The sequence below is a fragment of the Serratia sp. SM04 genome (genome assembly GCF_040280225.1).
Taxonomy (GTDB): domain Bacteria; phylum Pseudomonadota; class Gammaproteobacteria; order Enterobacterales; family Enterobacteriaceae; genus Serratia; species Serratia sarumanii.
In genome coordinates, this window is the sequence record NZ_JBEOQT010000001.1 from 182885 (window position 1) to 199910 (window position 17026).

The window sequence follows — 17026 nt, forward strand, 5'->3', positions numbered from 1 at the left end:
TGACCTACCTCTTACTGCGCCTGCACCCGCAGCTCGGCTGCGGAACGGCTACGGTGACCCAACAGCGCTTTGACATCGCTGGACTTCGGTTTGACCAGGGCGAACTTCGGCGCCCACTCCGGCCAGTTGGCCAGGATCTCTTCCGCGCGGGAAGAGCCGGTCGCCTGCACGTGTTCGGTGATCAGGCCGCGCAGGTGCTCCTCATGGATCGCCAGCTGATCGACATCCAGCACTTCCACCAGCTCCGGGTTCACGCGCTTGCGGAACTCGCCGTCTTCGTCCAGCACGTAGGCGAAGCCGCCGGTCATGCCCGCACCGAAGTTGATGCCGGTTTTACCCAGCACGCAGACGATGCCGCCGGTCATGTATTCGCAGCCGTTGTCGCCGATGCCTTCCACCACGGTGATGGCGCCGGAGTTGCGCACCGCGAAGCGTTCGCCCGCGCGGCCGGCGGCGAACAGCTTGCCGCCGGTGGCGCCGTACAGGCAGGTGTTGCCGACGATGCTGGCTTCATGGCTGCGGAAGGCGGAGCCGATCGGCGGACGCACCGCGATGCTGCCGCCGGCCATGCCTTTGCCGACATAGTCGTTGGCGTCGCCGGTCAGGGTCAGCTCGACGCCGCCGGCGTTCCAGACGCCGAAGCTCTGCCCGGCGGTGCCGGAGAAGTGCGCCTTGATCGGATCGGCCGCCATGCCCTGATCGCCGTGCACGTCGGCGATAGCGCCGGACAGCATGGCGCCCACGGAGCGGTCGGTGTTGCGAATGTCGAAGTAGAAGGTTTTACCCTGCTTCGCTTCGATATGCGGCTGCGCCTGCGCCAGCAGCTCTTTGTTCAGCAGGCCCTTGTCGAACGCCGGGTTGCTGCTTTCGGTGCAGTACACCGCTTTGCCCGGATGCGGCGTGGCGGTTTTCAGCAGCGGCGACAGATCCAGCTTGTTCTGCTTGGCGGAGATGCCGTCCAGCTCGGTCAGGAACTCGGTGCGGCCGATCAGATCCACCAGCTGGCTCACGCCCAGCTGCGCCATGATCTCGCGGGTTTCACGCGCGATAAACTGGAAGTAATTCGTCACGCGTTCCGGCAGGCCGTGGTAGTGATCGCGGCGCAGCTTGTCGTCCTGAGTCGCGACGCCGGTCGCGCAGTTGTTGAGGTGGCAGATGCGCAGGTATTTACAGCCCAGCGCCACCATCGGCCCGGTGCCGAAGCCGAAGCTTTCCGCGCCCAGGATCGCCGCCTTGACGATGTCGACGCCGGTTTTCAGGCCGCCGTCCACCTGCAGGCGGATCTTGTGGCGCAGGCCGTTGGCCACCAGCGCCTGCTGGGTTTCCACCAGGCCCAGTTCCCACGGACAGCCGGCGTATTTCACCGAGGACAGTGGGCTGGCGCCGGTGCCGCCGTCGTAACCGGCGATGGTGATGAGATCGGCATAGGCTTTCGCCACGCCGGTGGCGATGGTGCCGACGCCCGGCTCGGAAACCAGTTTCACCGAGATCACCGCTTTCGGGTTGACCTGCTTCAGGTCGAAGATCAGCTGCGCCAGATCTTCGATCGAGTAGATGTCGTGGTGCGGCGGCGGGGAGATCAGCGTTACGCCCGGCACCGAGTAACGCAGTCTGGCGATGTACGGAGTCACCTTGTCGCCCGGCAGCTGGCCGCCTTCGCCCGGTTTGGCGCCCTGCGCCACCTTAATCTGGATCACGTCGGCGTTCACCAGGTAGGCCGGCGTCACGCCGAAGCGGCCGGAGGCCACCTGTTTGATGCGCGACACCTTGTTGGTGCGGTAGCGCGCCGGATCTTCGCCGCCTTCGCCGGAGTTGGAGAAGCCGCCGAGGCCGTTCATGGCGATCGCCAGCGACTCGTGCGCTTCCGGGCTCAGTGCGCCGATCGACATCGCCGCGGTGTCGAAGCGTTTGAACAGCGACTCCGCCGGTTCAACCTGATCGACCGGGATCGGTTCGCCTTTCGGCGTGATGGCCAGCAGATCGCGCAGCATGGCGACCGGCCGCTCGTTCACCAGCTTGGCGTAGGCCTGATAGTCGCTATATTCCCCGCTGTGCACCGCTTTTTGCAGCGAGTTCACCACGTCCGGGTTGTAGGCGTGGTATTCGCCGCCGTGCACGAATTTCAGCAGGCCGCCTTGCTCCAGCGGTTTGCGTTTCAGCCAGGCGCGCTTGGAAAGGTTCTGCAGATCCTGCTGGAAGTCGCTGAAGCTGGCGCCGCCGATGCGGCTGACCACGCCCTGGAAGCACAGATCCGCCAGATCGCGATGCAGGCCGACCGCTTCGAACAGCTTGGAGCAGCGGTAAGAGGCGATGGTCGAGATGCCCATTTTGGACATGATCTTGTACAGGCCTTTATTGATGCCGTTGCGGTAGTTCAGCATCACGTCGCGGTATTTCTTGTCGATCGCCTGGCTGTCCACCAGCTTGGCCAAGGTTTCATAGGCCAGGTACGGGTAGATGGCGGTCGCGCCGAAGCCGAGCAGCACGGCGAAGTGGTGCGGATCGCGGGCGCTGGCGGTTTCAACAATCAGGTTGGCGTCGCAGCGCAGGCTTTTCTCTACCAGGCGGGTTTGCACGGCGCCAACGGCCATCGGGGCCGGGACCGGCAGGCGGCCGGGCGCGATGGCGCGGTCGGACAGCACCAACAGCACCGCGCCTTCGCGCACCTTGCGTTCCGCTTCGTCGCACAGGGCGCGAATGGTCTGCTCCAGATCCTGCTGCTGCGGATCGAAGGTCAGATCGAGCGTCTCGGCGCGATAGTATTCGCCTTCCAGCGTGGTGAGCTGTTTGAAATCGGAGTACAGCAGGATCGGCGATTTGAAGCTCAGGCGGTGCGCCTGGCCTTCGGCTTCGCAGAACACGTTCATTTCACGGCCGATGCTGGTGGCCAGCGACATGACGTGCGCTTCGCGCAGCGGATCGATCGGCGGGTTGGTGACCTGCGCGAACTGCTGGCGGAAATAGTCGTAAACGATGCGCGGCCGGCTGGAGAGCACGGCGAACGGGGTATCGTCGCCCATCGAACCGGTGGCTTCCTGGCCGATCTCGCCCAGCACGCGGATCACCTGATCCAGCTCTTCGCTGCTGTAGCCGAACTGTTTCTGGTAGGTTTCGAGCTGCGCGTCGTCGAGTTCGCGGCTGCCGACCTGATCGTCCGGCAGATCTTCGAACGGCACCAGACGTTTGACGTTTTTCTCCATCCACTCTTTATACGGGTGGCGGCTTTTCAGATCGTTGTCGGTTTCAGCCGAGTGCAGGATGCGGCCGCTGCGGGTGTCGATCACCATCAGCTCGCCGGGACCGACGCGGCCTTTTTCCACCACTTCATCCGGCTGGTAATCCCAGATGCCGACTTCGGAGGCGCAGGTGATCAGCTTGTCTTTGGTGATCACATAGCGCGCCGGGCGCAGGCCGTTGCGATCGAGGTTACAGGCGGCGTAGCGGCCGTCGGACATCACGATGCCGGCCGGGCCGTCCCACGGCTCCATGTGCATCGAGTTGAAGTCGAAGAAGGCGCGCAGATCGCCGTCCATGTCCGGGTTGTTCTGCCAGGCCGGCGGCACCAGCAGGCGCATGGCGCGGATGAGATCCATCCCGCCCGCCAGCAGCAGCTCCAGCATGTTGTCCAGCGAGCTGGAGTCGGAGCCGGTTTCGTTGACGAACGGCGCGGCGGCCTGCAGATCCGGGATCAGCGGCGTTTGGAATTTGTAGGTACGGGCACGCGCCCATTGGCGGTTGCCGGTGATGGTGTTGATTTCGCCGTTGTGCGCCAGGTAGCGGAACGGCTGCGCCAGCGGCCAGCGCGGCACGGTGTTGGTGGAGAAGCGCTGGTGGAACAGGCAAATGGCCGATTCCAGGCGCAGGTCCGCCAGATCGAGATAGAAGCGCGGCAGATCCGCAGGCATGCACAGGCCTTTATAGATCGTCACCAGATTGGAGAAGCTGCAGACGTAGAAGCTGTTGTCCTGCACGCGTTTCTCGATGCGGCGGCGCGCCACGAACAGGCGGCGCTCCATATCCCGCGGGCGCCAGCCGGCCGGGGCGTTAACGAAGATTTGCTCGATGCGCGGCAGGGAGGAAAGGGCGATTTCACCCAGCACGTCCGGGTTGGTCGGCACTTCGCGCCAGCCGACGATCGACAGCGTTTCGTTTTGCAGCTCTTCTTCCACGATGCGGCGGCTGAGGCGCGCTTCCTCTTCATTCTGGCTGAGGAACATCATGCCGACGGCGTAGTTCTTGGCCAAACGCCAGCCGCGCTCTTCCGCCACCATGCGGAAGAAGCGATCGGGTTTTTGCAGCAACAGGCCGCAGCCGTCGCCGGTCTTGCCGTCGGCCAGGATCGCGCCGCGGTGCTGCATGCGGGCCAGCGCGTGAATGGCGGTGCGCACCACCTTGTGGCTAGGTTCGCCTTCTATGTGGGCGATCAGGCCGAAACCACAGTTGTCCCTCTCTTGGGATTTATCGTACAACATATCGTGAACCTCCCCAGGCTCTGCGTGACTCTCACAACCTACTGCGAGGGGGCTTCCCAATTTCAGGCAGAAGTCCAATCAGCAAGTTAACCCCGCCAATCTGCTTTTCCGCCCTCCATCAATGGCCTCTCGTGACGGTCTCACAAGTGGTATAGGACTTGTTTTAAGAGGGAGTCTTCAATTACTGCATAAATATGACGAGACGTTTGCCCGTCCAGAAAGCTTCCAGCGGACTTCCAACTTAGCGAGAAAGAATTCGCAGGTCAAATGTGGGCTTAAGATAGATTCTTATCGAATTTATGGTATTTATTTATTTGAAAAATAAGGTGTTTAATGCATTTTTGCACTATCGTGGGGCAACGCCGATCCCCGCAGAAGTGTGAGCTGTCTCACTATAGTGCAACCCCTTAATCTCTGCACCATGCTAGTGCGGGGGTTAATGGCAGAGTTTTATTCTATAAGATATTGCTTAGTTGATGTTTATGACTATTTTTCACCGTGTTGTCATATTGCCGTTAACGGTTGCGTGACGATTAGAATAATTCATCAGAATTATAGTGAATTGATTTGCGTTTATGATGAATAGTTATGCCTGGTGGCGCCTTGCGGGGAAAGCGTTGATCTCTGTCATCGCGGGAAAAGCCGTTTCTTATTAGCATCGCGGCTTTGAACACAGAGAATCACCAAGATTATGCAGTTGCCGCAATTAGTCAATATGTTTGGCGCAGATCTCCAGCGCCGCCATGGCGAAAAGATCCATAAACTCACGTTGCATGGCGGATTCAGTTGCCCTAACCGCGACGGCACGTTGGGGCGCGGCGGCTGTACGTTCTGCAACGTCGCTTCATTCGCCGATGAGGCGATGCAGCGGCAGAGCATCGCCGAACAGCTGGCGCAACAGGCCGCGCGGGTCGACCGGGCGCGGCGCTATCTGGCCTATTTTCAGGCCTATACCAGCACCTATGCGGAGGTCGAACTGCTGGCGTCGATGTATCGGCAGGCGTTGGCGCAGAGCGACATGGTCGGCCTGTGCGTCGGCACTCGCCCGGACTGCGTGCCGCCCGCCGCATTGGATCTGCTGACGGGGTATCGCGAAGAGGGTTATGAAGTGTGGTTGGAACTGGGGCTGCAGACGGCGCACGATAAAACGCTCAAACGCATCAACCGCGGCCATGATTTCCGCTGCTATCAGCAGACCGCGCAACGGGCTCGGCAGCGCGGGCTGAAGGTGTGCTGCCATCTGATCGTCGGGCTGCCGGGAGAAACCCAGCGCGATCATCTGCTCACGCTGCAGCGGGTGGTGGAGAGCGGCGTGGATGGCATCAAGCTGCATCCGCTGCACGTTGTTACCGGCAGCACCCTGGCCCGCGCATGGCGCGCCGGGCGCTTGCCCGAACTGGCGCTGGAAGATTACGCCGTCAGCGCCGGGGAGATGATCCGCCACACGCCGGGCGAGGTGGTGTATCACCGCCTGTCCGCCAGCGCCCGTCGGCCTACGCTGCTGGCGCCGCTGTGGTGCGAAAACCGCTGGCGCGGTATGCAGGCGGTGGGCGCTTATCTGCAGCAATACGGCGGGCAGGGCAGCGCGCTGGATGCCGCCCTGCATTATTCACCGACGTTATAACTGCAGGTTGGCGCGCACCTCCACGCGGGCGCGCTGCAGATCGGCCTGCAGCTGCGGATTCGCCAGCAGTCGTGCGGCGAGCGCCGTCGCCGCCAACTTGCCGCCTTCCAGATCGCTCGGGTAGTGAACGCCGGCAATCACCCGGCTTTGCGCATTGCTTGCCGCCCGCTCAAACAGCGCGCTGCGTTTTTCCGGCACCATCTGCGCCAACAGGAGTGCCGTCAGGTAGCTGTCCATCGCGTGTCCGCTAGGGTAGGAATCGCCTTCCGGCGGCGGCAGCAGCGGTTTCACGCGGCTGTCGGCCTCATAGGGGCGCGGGCGGCCATAGAAGGCCTTGGCGGGCATCAGGCTTTGTTCAAAGTCCTGATAGACCCGGCGGAACAGGGCGGCGGTGAGCGGATGGCGATCGACGGTAAAGGTCGGGCCGAAGATCTCGCGGGCGAAGGGGAAGGCGGCGTCTTCCAGGTGGTCGTCCCGCTTGGCTTTGGCGATTTGTTCCGCCGTGCGGTTAGCCTGAATGGCCAGCACTGCCTGCAGATCCGCCCGATTCTGCGGCGTATCCGTTGAAGGCGGCGGCGGCAACAGCGTGGCGATTTGCCGTTGCTCTGCACTCAGATAGCCGGTCACGGCAGTGGCGGCCTTCAGGGGCAAAATAACGGTCAAAGACAGGACGAACAGGGTAGTGCGATAGATGGTTAACATGGTCAATCCTCACGTCAGGGAAATGAGGAAGCCTGCCGGGCTGGCCACAACGCTGCTGCCGGTGAAAGTAAACCGCGGGATAACATCCTTTCCCTTACTTCAAGCCTCAGGGCTTCGCTATCCGTGTCTGCTAAAGCATGCGTCATGCACGGTGCATCATTAATATATTAACGGAAAGGCCTTCTCAAGCGGCTGAGGTGTGGGGTGTGTCACATAAAAAGTCTTTTAGTTACAAGTGATTAATCCCTAAGTATGAGCGGATTGATCAACGTGCTTTTCCACGGTGTCGACGGCAATGAACCGCCCGATGCACGCCAGACGCCGCTATTTTCCGTTAGCAGGACTTGACTCTCAGACACGGCGGAAAAATTTACGGTATGATTCAAAAGATTGTGTCTGATGGGAGCCGCTATGAAGCAAATCCGGGTGTTGGCCCAGTACTACGTTGATTTAATGGTGAAACTGGGGTTGGTGCGCTTCTCGCTGCTGCTGGCCTCGGCGCTGGTGGTGCTGGCGATGGTGGTGCAGATGGCGGTGACCATGCTGCTGCGCGGCGAAGTGGAAAGCATCGACGTGGTGCGTTCAATCTTCTTCGGCCTGTTGATCACCCCGTGGGCGGTCTACTTTCTCTCGGTGGTGGTGGAGCAGCTGGAGGAGTCGCGCCAACGGCTGGCGCGGCTGGTGGACAAGCTGGAAGAGATGCGCCACCGCGATCTGGAGCTCAATCAGCAGCTCAAAGACAATATCAGCCAGCTGAATCAGGAGATCGCCGATCGCATCAAGGCGGAAGAAGAGCGCCTGCAGGTGATGGAGAAGCTGACGGAAGAGATGGAACAGCGCGAGCTGGCGCAGATTGAGCTGGGCCAGCAGTCGGCGCTGCTGCGTTCCTTCCTCGACGCCTCGCCGGACCTGGTCTACTACCGCAACGAAGACAAAGAGTTCTCAGGCTGCAACCGCGCGATGGAGCTGCTGACCGGCAAGAGCGAGAAGCAGCTGATCGGCCTGACGCCGTTCGACGTCTACGGCCAGGAGATCGCCGAAAAGGTCATTGAGACCGACGAGAAGGTGTTCCGCCACAACGTCTCGCTGACCTACGAACAATGGCTGGTGTATCCCGACGGCCGCAAGGCCTGTTTCGAACTGCGCAAGGTGCCGTTTTACGACCGGGTGGGCAAACGCCACGGGCTGATGGGTTTCGGCCGCGATATTACCGAGCGTAAGCGCTACCAGGACGCGCTGGAGAACGCCAGCCGGGAGAAGACCACCTTTATCTCCACCATCAGCCACGAGCTGCGTACGCCGCTTAACGGCATCGTCGGCCTGAGCCGCATCCTGCTCGATACCGAGCTGAACGACGAGCAGCTGAAATACCTGAAGACCATTCACGTCAGCGCCATCACCCTCGGCAATATCTTCAACGACATTATCGAAATGGACAAGCTCGAGCGGCGCAAGGTGCAGCTCGACAACCAGCCGGTGGACTTCACCGGTTTCCTGGCGGATCTGGAGAATCTCTCCGGCCTGCTGGCGCAGCCGAAAGGGCTGCAGTTCATCATGGAGCCGCAAACGCCGCTGCCGCAGCAGATCGTGACCGACGGCACGCGCCTGCGGCAGATTTTGTGGAACCTGATCGGCAATGCGGTGAAATTCACCCAGCAGGGGCAAATCGTGGTGCGCGTGCGGCGCGAGGCGCAGGAGAAGCTGGTGTTCGAGGTGGAAGACTCGGGCATGGGCATCCCGCAGGACGAGCAGGACAAGATCTTCGCCATGTATTACCAGGTGAAAGATCAGCGCGGCGGCCGCCCGGCCACCGGCACCGGCATCGGGCTGGCGGTCTCCAAGCGGCTGGCGCAGAGCATGGGCGGCGACATCACCGTTCGCAGCGAACAGGGGCACGGTTCTTGCTTCACTCTGACCATCCAGGCGCCGGCGGTGCAGGAAGCCGTCAGCGCGGCGCCGGAGGAAGAGGAGCTGCCGTTGCCGGCGCTGCACATCCTGCTGGTGGAGGATATCGAACTGAATGTGATCGTGGCGCGCTCGGTGCTGGAGAAGCTGGGCAACAGCGTCGAGGTGGCGATGAACGGCCACGATGCGCTGGCGATGTTCGATCCGGACGAGTTCGATCTGGTGCTGCTGGACATTCAACTACCGGACATGACCGGGCTGGACATCGCCCGGGCGCTGCGTGAGCGCTATGCCGGTCAGGCGCTGCCGCCGCTGGTTGCGCTGACCGCCAACGTGCTGAAAGACAAAAAAGAGTACCTCGAGGCGGGCATGGACGATGTGCTGAGCAAGCCGCTGTCGGTGCCGGCGCTGACCCAGGTCATCAAACACTATTGGGATCATCAACCTTCTCACACTTCAAAGAAAACGGAGCACAAGGCGATGCAGATTAATGAGTCGTTACTCGATACCGCGATGCTGGAACAGTATATGGATCTGGTTGGCCCGCAGCTGATCCACCAAAGCCTGGAGATGTTCGAACAGATGATGCCGGGCTATCTGGCGGTGCTGGACTCCAACATGACGGCGCGCGATCAGAAAGGCATCACCGAGGAAGGGCACAAGATCAAGGGCGCCGCCGGTTCGGTCGGTCTGCGCCATCTGCAGCAGCTGGCCCAGCAGATTCAAACGCCGACGCTGCCGGCCTGGTGGGATAACGTGCAGGACTGGGTGGATGAGTTGAAGCAAGAGTGGCGCAACGATGTGCAGGTACTGCGGGCTTGGGTAGAGAACGCTGAAAAAAAATGACCCCGACCTAAGCCGGGGTGCGCGAATATTGCGCCAACACCAGGGAAATTGTGAACCTGCGTATTGGTTTCAGTGTTCTGGTCGAGCAGGTTGTAGCGAATTCCTAAACATCATACAGCCAACAACATAGCAAATGTAAGCGCTCTTGTTAGAAGATTCATTAAAATGTGTGATGTAGATTAGTGTTTGTCAACTCGGAGCACGAACCAGTTGACAGCAGCGACAGGAGTAAGAGTGATGAAAAAGGTGGGTGTAGTCCTCAGCGGCAGCGGCGTTTATGACGGTACGGAGATCCATGAAGCGGTGCTGACGCTGCTGGCGTTGGATCGTGCCGGCGCGCAGGCGGTGTGCTTTGCGCCTGATAAACCACAACGCCATGTTATTAATCACTTATCGGGTGATGAGATGGCGGAGACGCGCAATGTCCTGATTGAGTCGGCGCGCATTGCCCGCGGCGCGGTACAGCCGCTGACGCTGGCGGAGGCCGCGCAGCTGGATGCGCTGATCGTGCCCGGCGGCTTTGGCGCCGCCAAGAACCTCAGCAATTTCGCCGAAGCCGGCGCGGAATGTTGGGTCGATGAAGATTTGGCGCGCCTGACGCGCGAGATGCATAAGGCCAACAAACCAATTGGCCTGATGTGCATCGCGCCGGCGCTATTGCCGAAACTGCTGGATCAACAAGCGCGGCTGACCATTGGCAACGATCCGGACCTGGGAGAAGTGATTGACGCCATGGGCGGCGAACCGGTGATTTGCCCGGTGGACGACATCGTGGTGGACAGCGATCACAAGATCGTGACCACGCCGGCCTATATGCTGGCGCCGTCGATCGCGCAGGCGGCCCTCGGCATCGATAAGCTGGTGGCGCGGGTGCTGGAACTGGCTGAATGAGAAAATCGCTCGGCGGATGGCGGCGGCTGCGCCCGTGGTATTGGCTGAAGCGCGGCGTCATTGCGATCCTCGGCCTGTGGGCGTTGGGCATTGTGCTCTTCGCCTTCCTGCCGGTGCCGTTTTCCGCCGTGATGGCGGAGCGGCAAGTCAGCGCCTGGCTGAGCGGCGACTTCGGCTACGTCGCCCATTCGGACTGGGTGTCGATGGACGACATCTCGCCGCAAATGGCGCTGGCGGTGATGGCGGCGGAGGATCAGAAGTTTCCAGACCATTGGGGCTTCGACGTGGCGGCCATTGAAAAGGCGCTCAGCCACAACGAGAAGCGCCCGACGCGCATCCGCGGTGCGTCCACGCTGTCGCAGCAAACCGCCAAGAACCTGTTTCTGTGGGATGGCCGCAGCTGGCTGCGCAAAGGGCTGGAGGCCGGATTGACGTCGGGCATCGAGCTGGTGTGGACCAAACGGCGCATTCTGACGGTGTATCTGAACATCGTCGAGTTCGGCGACGGGGTGTTCGGCGTGGAGGAGGCTTCACAGCGCTTTTTCCATAAGCCGGCTAAACGGCTGAACGCGGCCGAGGCGGCGCTGCTGGCGGCGGTATTGCCGAATCCGCATCGTTTCAGGGCCGATGCGCCGTCCGGCTATGTGGTGCAGCGTCAACAGTGGATCATGCGCCAGATGCGGCAGTTGGGCGGGGAAGCGTTTTTACGCGAGAACTCGCTGGATTAAACGGGCGGGAACGGCAGGGCGCCGTTCCCGCCAAGCGGATTACTTCACATAGGTAAAGGCGGTGGTGACGTGCTTCACGCCGCTGACCTGGCTGGCGATCTGCGCCGCAGACTGCCCTTCCTGCTGCGTGACCAGGCCCAGCAAGAACACTTCGCCGTTTTCGGTAGTGACCTTCACGTTGGACGATTTCACCGTATCGCTGGTCAACAGCTGCGAACGCACCTTGGTGGTGATCCAGGTGTCGGAGGACGCGGTGCTCAGGCTGACCGGCGTGCCCTGACGGATTTCGTTATACACTTCGCTCGTGCCTTCCACGCCCATGGCGATCTGCTTGGCGCGCGCGGTGAGATCGGCGTTAGGCGACTGGCCGGTCAACAGCACCTTGCCCTGATAGGCGGTGGCGACCACCCGGGCATCTTTCTTCAACTGCTGGTCTTTGCTCAGGGCGTTTTCGACCCTGGCTTCCAGCGTGCCGTCATCCACCTGGGTTCCGACGCTGCGCGGGTCGGTGGCGGTTTTGGTGGCGACGGCCGCACTGCCGACGACGACGCCGGCGATACAGCCTTGCAACAGCAGGGCGCTGGACAGCACTGCAAATGTGGCTTTTAGCTTCATCTCAGTTCCTTAATCGTCCTGGTGGGGGAATAACGTGTTGTCTATCAGGTCGCACAGGCAGTTTACGGTCAGCATATGCATTTCCTGAATGCGTGAGCTGCGGTGCGACGGGATGCGGATCTCGACGTCCTGCTGGCCGAGCAGCCCGGCCAGCTCGCCGCCGTCGTAGCCGGTGAGCGCGACGATGGTCATATCGCGCGTGACGGCCGCCTCGACCGCTTTCACAATATCACGGCTGTTGCCGCGGGTGGAAATCGCCAGCAGCACGTCGCCGGTGTGCCCGAGCGCGCGCACCTGCTTGGCGTACACTTCGTCGTGCAGCCGATCGTTGCTGATTGCCGTCAGCACCACGTTGTCGGCGTTGAGGGCGATGGCCGGCAGGCTGGGGCGCTCGGTTTCAAAACGGTTGATCATGCTGGCGGCGAAGTGCTGCGCGTTGGCCGCCGAGGTGCCGTTGCCGCAGCACAGGATTTTATTGCCGTTGAGTAAGGATTGAACCAGCGTCATTGCAGCGCGGGAAATGGCGTCCGGCAATGCTTCCGCCGCCGCGATCTGGGTTTGGATGCTTTCGGTAAAACAGACTTTAATTCTATCCAGCACGTTGTATTAATCCACTAAGTCAAAGGGCCGGTCTGCGCCGCAAAACCCCGATTAATCCGCATTGAAGGCGTTGGGTATCCATTCTAACTGGCTACCGGTAATGGCCAAAACATCAAAACGGCAAGATGATGTGTCAAAACTGGCTCCGCGCCCCGCCAGCCAGACGGCGGCGGCGTGCAGCAACCGCCGTTGTTTGCGAAAGGTGACGCTGGCGGCCGCGCCGCCGAAGGCGTCGTTGCGGCGGTAGCGCACTTCGACGAATACCCAGGTAGCGCCGTCGCGCATGATGAGGTCGAGCTCACCGCCGCGCACCGCGACGTTGGCGGCGCAGAAGGTGAGCCCGGCGTGTTCCAGGTGACGGCGGGCCAGTAACTCATAGCCCGCCCCTGAGGCGCGTGGGTTCAAGAGACCGGAACGACCGTGCCCTGACGGTATTGCAGCCAAGGCAGCTTACGGTTGATCACGCAGTTCGGCGACGCGCTCAGCATACCGGTGGTGCCGGAAACCTGGAAGCCCGGCAGCTGGCGCATTTCAGCAAAGTGGTTGGCCAATGTCCAGGCATCCATCCCCATCGCATACAGGCGCACCAACGAGTAGTCGTTGCGGAAGCGCGCGCTGGCCTGCTGCAACAGCTGAGGGTTTGAACCGGCCAGCAGCGGGATATCGCTAAACTGCAGGCCTTCCATTTCCAGACGGAAGTCCGGGCCGGCGCCTGCCTGGTAGCTGCGCGAGCTGGCGTACATCGCCGGCTTGCCGCGCGAGCTGGTGGCCATGTCGATCATCGGTTTGATCAGCGTCAGCTGAGACTGCGTGGCGACGATATACACCGCGTCGACGCCGCCGGTTGCGGCGGGCACGTCGCTCGGCGGCGCCGGAATGGTCAGCCCGGCGATGGTCACGCTCTGCGGCGCCGGGGCGCTCGACATCGGCGTGCCGGTCATGCGGATGCCGCCGCTGTTCACCATCTGGCGCAGCTCGCCGGCGGAGCCGATGTCCTGACGCAGCACGGTTTGCCCGCCTTGCTTCTGCCATTCCTGGTTAAAGGCCTTGGCGACGCGATCGCCGAAGGCGCCGCGCGGCACCAGCAGCAGCGGTTGACGCTTCTGCTGTTCCCAGATGTGGCGAGCGGCGTCGCGCGCTTCATCTTCCGGCGACAGGGCGAAGTAACAGATGTTCAGGTTGTCCTTCGGCGTTTCCGGCTGGTTGAGCGCCAGCACGTTCAGCGTGGTGGTGCTGGCGGACAGCTGATCGACGGTCTCTTTCAGCAGCGGCCCGACCACCAGGGTGGCGCCATCCTGCTGCGCCTGGCTCAGCAAGGCGGCCAGCGGCTGGCTGGTGGTGTCGTACACTTTGACCTGCGCGTTGGCGGCCTGCGGCGGCGTTATCGGCGCGCTGGACGGCGCAGCGGGTTGCGCGGCGGTCACGGCAGGCTGGCTCTCTTGCGCCGAAGGGCTGACCGCGCCGTTGGCGTTGATGTCACCCGTGGCGGCCTGATCGGCCGGCGCCGTTTGGGCCGGTACGCTGGCCGGTGGCGCGGCTTGAGGCTGCGGCGCCGGCATGGAACCGCCGTTTTTCGCCGCTTCGAAGCCTTGCTGGATGGCGTCGGCGAACACTTTCGCCTGGCCATTCAACGGCAGCAGCAGGGCGATTTTCGAGGTGGAAGCCTGGGTGAAGTTCAGCACCTGGTTCAGGCGAGCCGGCAGCGTTTTGGCCGCCGGGTTCTTCGGATAACGGTTTTGCCAGTCTTTGATGCCGGCCTTCAGCAGATCGGGATCCTGCTTGTTGTCCTGATAGACGCGCAGCAGATCCAGCCAGCCTTGCAGCACGTTCTCGTCGGCGTTGATCACCAGGCTGTTCATCTCCTGCGGCGTCAGCTGCAGCAGCGCCTGCCAGGTCTGATCCAGGTTGTCCTGATGCGGTTTGCCGGTCAGCAACGGCTCCTGAGCGATATAGGCGCGGATCAACGGCAGCGACGCTTTGCCCTGATTGGCGGCGATCTGCGCCTGGTAGTAGCGCACCTTCTGATTCGGCGACAGCGAACCGCTGTCCAGGTGGCCCAGCGTGCTGCGGGCGCTGACGTAGCTCTTGTTGGCGATCTGCAGTTCGGCGGTCAGCAACTGGCGTTCAGTCTGCTGCGCGCCGCTGAGGTTTTTCGGCAGCTGATTCAACTGGTCGCCGGCCTGCGGCAGTTTTCCTTCACGCAGCAAGGCGCGAATAGCAAGTAATTGCCAGTCAGCCTTGTTATCATCGCTGCTTTGCTGCAACTGCTGCAGGTAGTAATCGGAGCTGGCGCTCGCTTCGTCCTGTATATTGGCGGGCGGCGTTTGCGGGGCCCGACTTGGACAGCCTGCCAGGAAAAGGGCGGCCGCGATGACTGCGGTAAGTCGGACAGGCTTGGAACGCCCTGCTTTGGTACGAACGAATGTTGAGGAAAGCATACTGTATCCAGTGATGTTTTTTTCAAGATGCTCAATATTAAATCGGCAACCCGGATGAAACAATGAATCAACACCAACAATCAGTCATTTCTGCATCAACGCTGTATGTGGTGCCCACCCCAATCGGCAATCTGGGCGATATCACCCACCGTGCGTTAGAGGTACTGAAAAGCGTTGATCTGATCGCGGCGGAAGACACGCGCCATACCGGATTGCTGCTGCAACACTTCGCGATCAACGCGCGTCTGTTCGCGCTGCATGATCACAACGAACAGCAAAAGGCCGATCAATTGCTGGCGAAACTGCAGGAGGGCCAGAGCATCGCGCTGGTGTCCGACGCCGGCACGCCGCTGATCAACGATCCCGGTTATCACCTGGTGCGCCGCTGCCGCGAGGCCGGCATTCGCGTGGTGCCGCTGCCGGGCGCCTGCGCCGCCACCACCGCGCTGTGCGCCGCGGGCGTCGCTTCCGACCGTTTCTGCTACGAGGGCTTCCTGCCGGCGAAAACCAAGGGGCGCAAGGATACGCTGATGGCGCTGGCGGAGGAACCGCGCACGCTGATTTTCTACGAGTCCACTCACCGCCTGCTGGAAAGCCTGCAGGACATGGTCACCGTCTGGGGGCCGCAGCGCTATGTGGTGCTGGCGCGCGAGCTGACCAAAACCTGGGAATCTATCCACGGCGCGCCGGTGGGCGAGCTGCTGGCGTGGGTGCAGGAAGATGAAGTGCGCCGCCGCGGCGAGATGGTGCTGATCGTCGAAGGCCACAAGGCGCAGGAGGATGCGCTGCCGCTTGAGGCGCTGCGCACGCTGGCGCTGCTGCAAAAAGAGCTGCCGCTGAAAAAGGCGGCGGCGCTGGCGGCGGAAATCCACGGCGTGAAGAAAAATGCGCTGTATAAGCACGCGCTGGAGCAACAACAGCCGTAAAGCGGTTGACCTGCCGCCGCCGCGACGCTACTATCCGCGCCGGAGTTGACCAGACAGTCGCCGCTTCATTGCCGTCCTCTTCGGGGAGACAGATGGAGGGGAGGAAAGTCCGGGCTCCATAGGGCAGGGTGCCAGGTAACGCCTGGGAGGCGCAAGCCTACGACTAGTGCAACAGAGAGCAAACCGCCGATGGCCCGCGCAAGCGGGATCAGGTAAGGGTGAAAGGGTGCGGTAAGAGCGCACCGCGCGGCTGGCAACAGTTCGTGGCACGGTAAACTCCACCCGGAGCAAGGCCAAATAGGGGTTCACATGGTACGGCCCGTACTGAACCCGGGTAGGCTGCTTGAGCCAGTGAGCGATTGCTGGCCTAGAGGAATGACTGTCCACGACAGAACCCGGCTTACCGGTCAACTCCCTCGACAAAAGAAAACCCCGCGCAACGCCAGTTGCGCGGGGTTTTTCGTTTTCCGGCCGGCTTACACCGGCAGATCAATCAGCAGTGCGCGCAGCGGCGTCTCGGCGCGGATCGTCAGGCGATTCTCCTCACGAACGAAGGCGCCGTCGCCGCAGGTCAGGCGTTGTTCTTCGTGGCGCTCGCCGGTGGCGGCGATGGTGCCGTGTATCGACTGCAGATAAGCGCGCGGCCCGTTAATCGTCAGCGTTTGTTCTTCGCCCGACTGCAGATCGAGATGGTGGATCCAAACCTGCTGGCGTAGCTGCAGGCTGCCCTGCGCGCCGTCCGGCGAGGCCAGCAGCAGGTTGCCCGCCGCCGGCAGCGTCAGGCGCTGCACCCGCTCGTTGTTGCGTTCCGGGCAGGCGTCCAGCCACAGCTGCAGGCGAGTCAGCGGCGTATCGCTGCTGACGTTCTGTTCGCTGTAGCTCAGGCTCGGCTGGGTGGCCAGCAGCAGCGCTTCACCGGCTTTGGCGCGCGCGGTGTTGCCGTCGCTGTCGCGGTATTCCGCCTCGCCCTGCAGGATCAGGTTCAGGATATCCACGCTGGGATAGGTGCGCGGCTGGAACGACGCGCCCGGCGCCAGCACCTCCTGATTCAGCACCCGCAGCGACGCGTAGCCCATCAGTTTGGGATCGAAGTAGTGACCAAAGGAAAAGGTGTAGCGAGCCTGCAGCCAACCAAAGTCAGCTTGCCCGCATTGTTGTGCTGTTCTGCATGTGATCATGGCAATCGGCTCTCTAAATTCATTATCCAAATGGTAAGCATCTGGACGTCGGATTGTTAGCCAGTTAATCTGGTCGGCATATTCAAATTTCCTGACAGAGG

12 protein-coding genes and 1 other RNA gene are annotated in these 17026 nt (G+C 61.7%); 6 read left to right on the plus strand and 7 right to left on the minus strand.

The genetic code is table 11. The features are described from left to right. Positions 1-11: 11 nt before the first annotated feature. Complete coding sequence (gltB, locus tag ABTW55_RS00805; RefSeq protein WP_033649002.1) at positions 12-4472, minus strand: glutamate synthase large subunit; 4461 nt, start codon at positions 4470-4472, stop codon at positions 12-14. A 691-nt stretch (positions 4473-5163) separates the two neighbouring features. Here gltB and ABTW55_RS00810 point away from each other — a divergent pair. Then, positions 5164-6096, plus strand: coding sequence for a TIGR01212 family radical SAM protein (locus ABTW55_RS00810; RefSeq protein ID WP_047570430.1), 933 nt, complete (start codon positions 5164-5166; stop codon positions 6094-6096). Here the strand turns inward: ABTW55_RS00810 and ABTW55_RS00815 are convergent. Next, entirely contained in the window at positions 6091-6798 is a 708-nt protein-coding gene (locus tag ABTW55_RS00815) for a phosphatase PAP2 family protein (RefSeq protein ID WP_033649004.1), read from the minus strand. The genes ABTW55_RS00810 and ABTW55_RS00815 overlap by 6 nt on opposite strands. 411 nt (positions 6799-7209) lie before the next feature. Between ABTW55_RS00815 and arcB the strand changes: the two genes are divergently transcribed. The 3 genes from arcB to mtgA all read left to right on the plus strand — a co-directional run bounded on the left by arcB (position 7210) and on the right by mtgA (position 11168). Then, positions 7210-9549 (plus strand): aerobic respiration two-component sensor histidine kinase ArcB, encoded by a 2340-nt coding sequence (gene arcB, locus ABTW55_RS00820; RefSeq protein ID WP_033649005.1) that lies wholly within the window; start codon positions 7210-7212, stop codon positions 9547-9549. A gap of 237 nt (positions 9550-9786) precedes the next feature. Continuing rightward, complete coding sequence (gene elbB / locus ABTW55_RS00825) at positions 9787-10440, plus strand: isoprenoid biosynthesis glyoxalase ElbB (RefSeq protein WP_049196178.1); 654 nt, start codon at positions 9787-9789, stop codon at positions 10438-10440. Continuing rightward, positions 10437-11168: a monofunctional biosynthetic peptidoglycan transglycosylase gene (mtgA, locus tag ABTW55_RS00830; RefSeq protein ID WP_060422845.1), complete on the plus strand. Its 732-nt coding sequence runs from the start codon at positions 10437-10439 to the stop codon at positions 11166-11168. Before elbB ends, mtgA begins: the two co-directional genes overlap by 4 nt. Positions 11169-11207: 39 nt before the next feature. On the opposite strand, the gene dolP is transcribed toward mtgA, so the two are convergent. The 4 genes from dolP to ABTW55_RS00850 are packed head-to-tail and all read right to left on the minus strand — an operon-like array spanning position 11208 to position 14821. Further along, on the minus strand, positions 11208-11783 hold the full coding sequence (gene dolP / locus ABTW55_RS00835) for a division/outer membrane stress-associated lipid-binding lipoprotein (RefSeq protein ID WP_033636114.1): 576 nt from the start codon (positions 11781-11783) through the stop codon (positions 11208-11210). 9 nt (positions 11784-11792) lie between these two features. Beyond that, on the minus strand, positions 11793-12383 hold the full coding sequence (diaA, locus tag ABTW55_RS00840; RefSeq protein ID WP_004937103.1) for a DnaA initiator-associating protein DiaA: 591 nt from the start codon (positions 12381-12383) through the stop codon (positions 11793-11795). 51 nt (positions 12384-12434) lie between these two features. Then, entirely contained in the window at positions 12435-12788 is a 354-nt protein-coding gene (locus tag ABTW55_RS00845; RefSeq protein WP_086556960.1) for a YraN family protein, read from the minus strand. After that, a complete protein-coding gene (locus ABTW55_RS00850; RefSeq protein WP_060422848.1) occupies positions 12785-14821 on the minus strand; it encodes a penicillin-binding protein activator in 2037 nt (678 codons plus the stop codon). Before ABTW55_RS00850 ends, ABTW55_RS00845 begins: the two co-directional genes overlap by 4 nt. Before the next feature lie 62 nt (positions 14822-14883). Between ABTW55_RS00850 and rsmI the strand changes: the two genes are divergently transcribed. Both rsmI and rnpB read left to right on the plus strand, forming a co-directional pair. Continuing rightward, on the plus strand, positions 14884-15747 hold the full coding sequence (gene rsmI / locus ABTW55_RS00855) for a 16S rRNA (cytidine(1402)-2'-O)-methyltransferase (protein ID WP_004937108.1): 864 nt from the start codon (positions 14884-14886) through the stop codon (positions 15745-15747). Positions 15748-15788: 41 nt separating this feature from the next. Further along, an RNA gene (gene rnpB, locus ABTW55_RS00860) (RNase P RNA component class A) lies at positions 15789-16166 on the plus strand. 57 nt (positions 16167-16223) lie between these two features. Here rnpB and ABTW55_RS00865 read toward each other — a convergent pair. Then, the gene (locus ABTW55_RS00865; protein ID WP_060422850.1) at positions 16224-16925 is read right to left on the minus strand and encodes a pirin family protein; all 702 of its coding nucleotides are present in this window, start codon (positions 16923-16925) and stop codon (positions 16224-16226) included. Positions 16926-17026 lie beyond the last annotated feature (101 nt).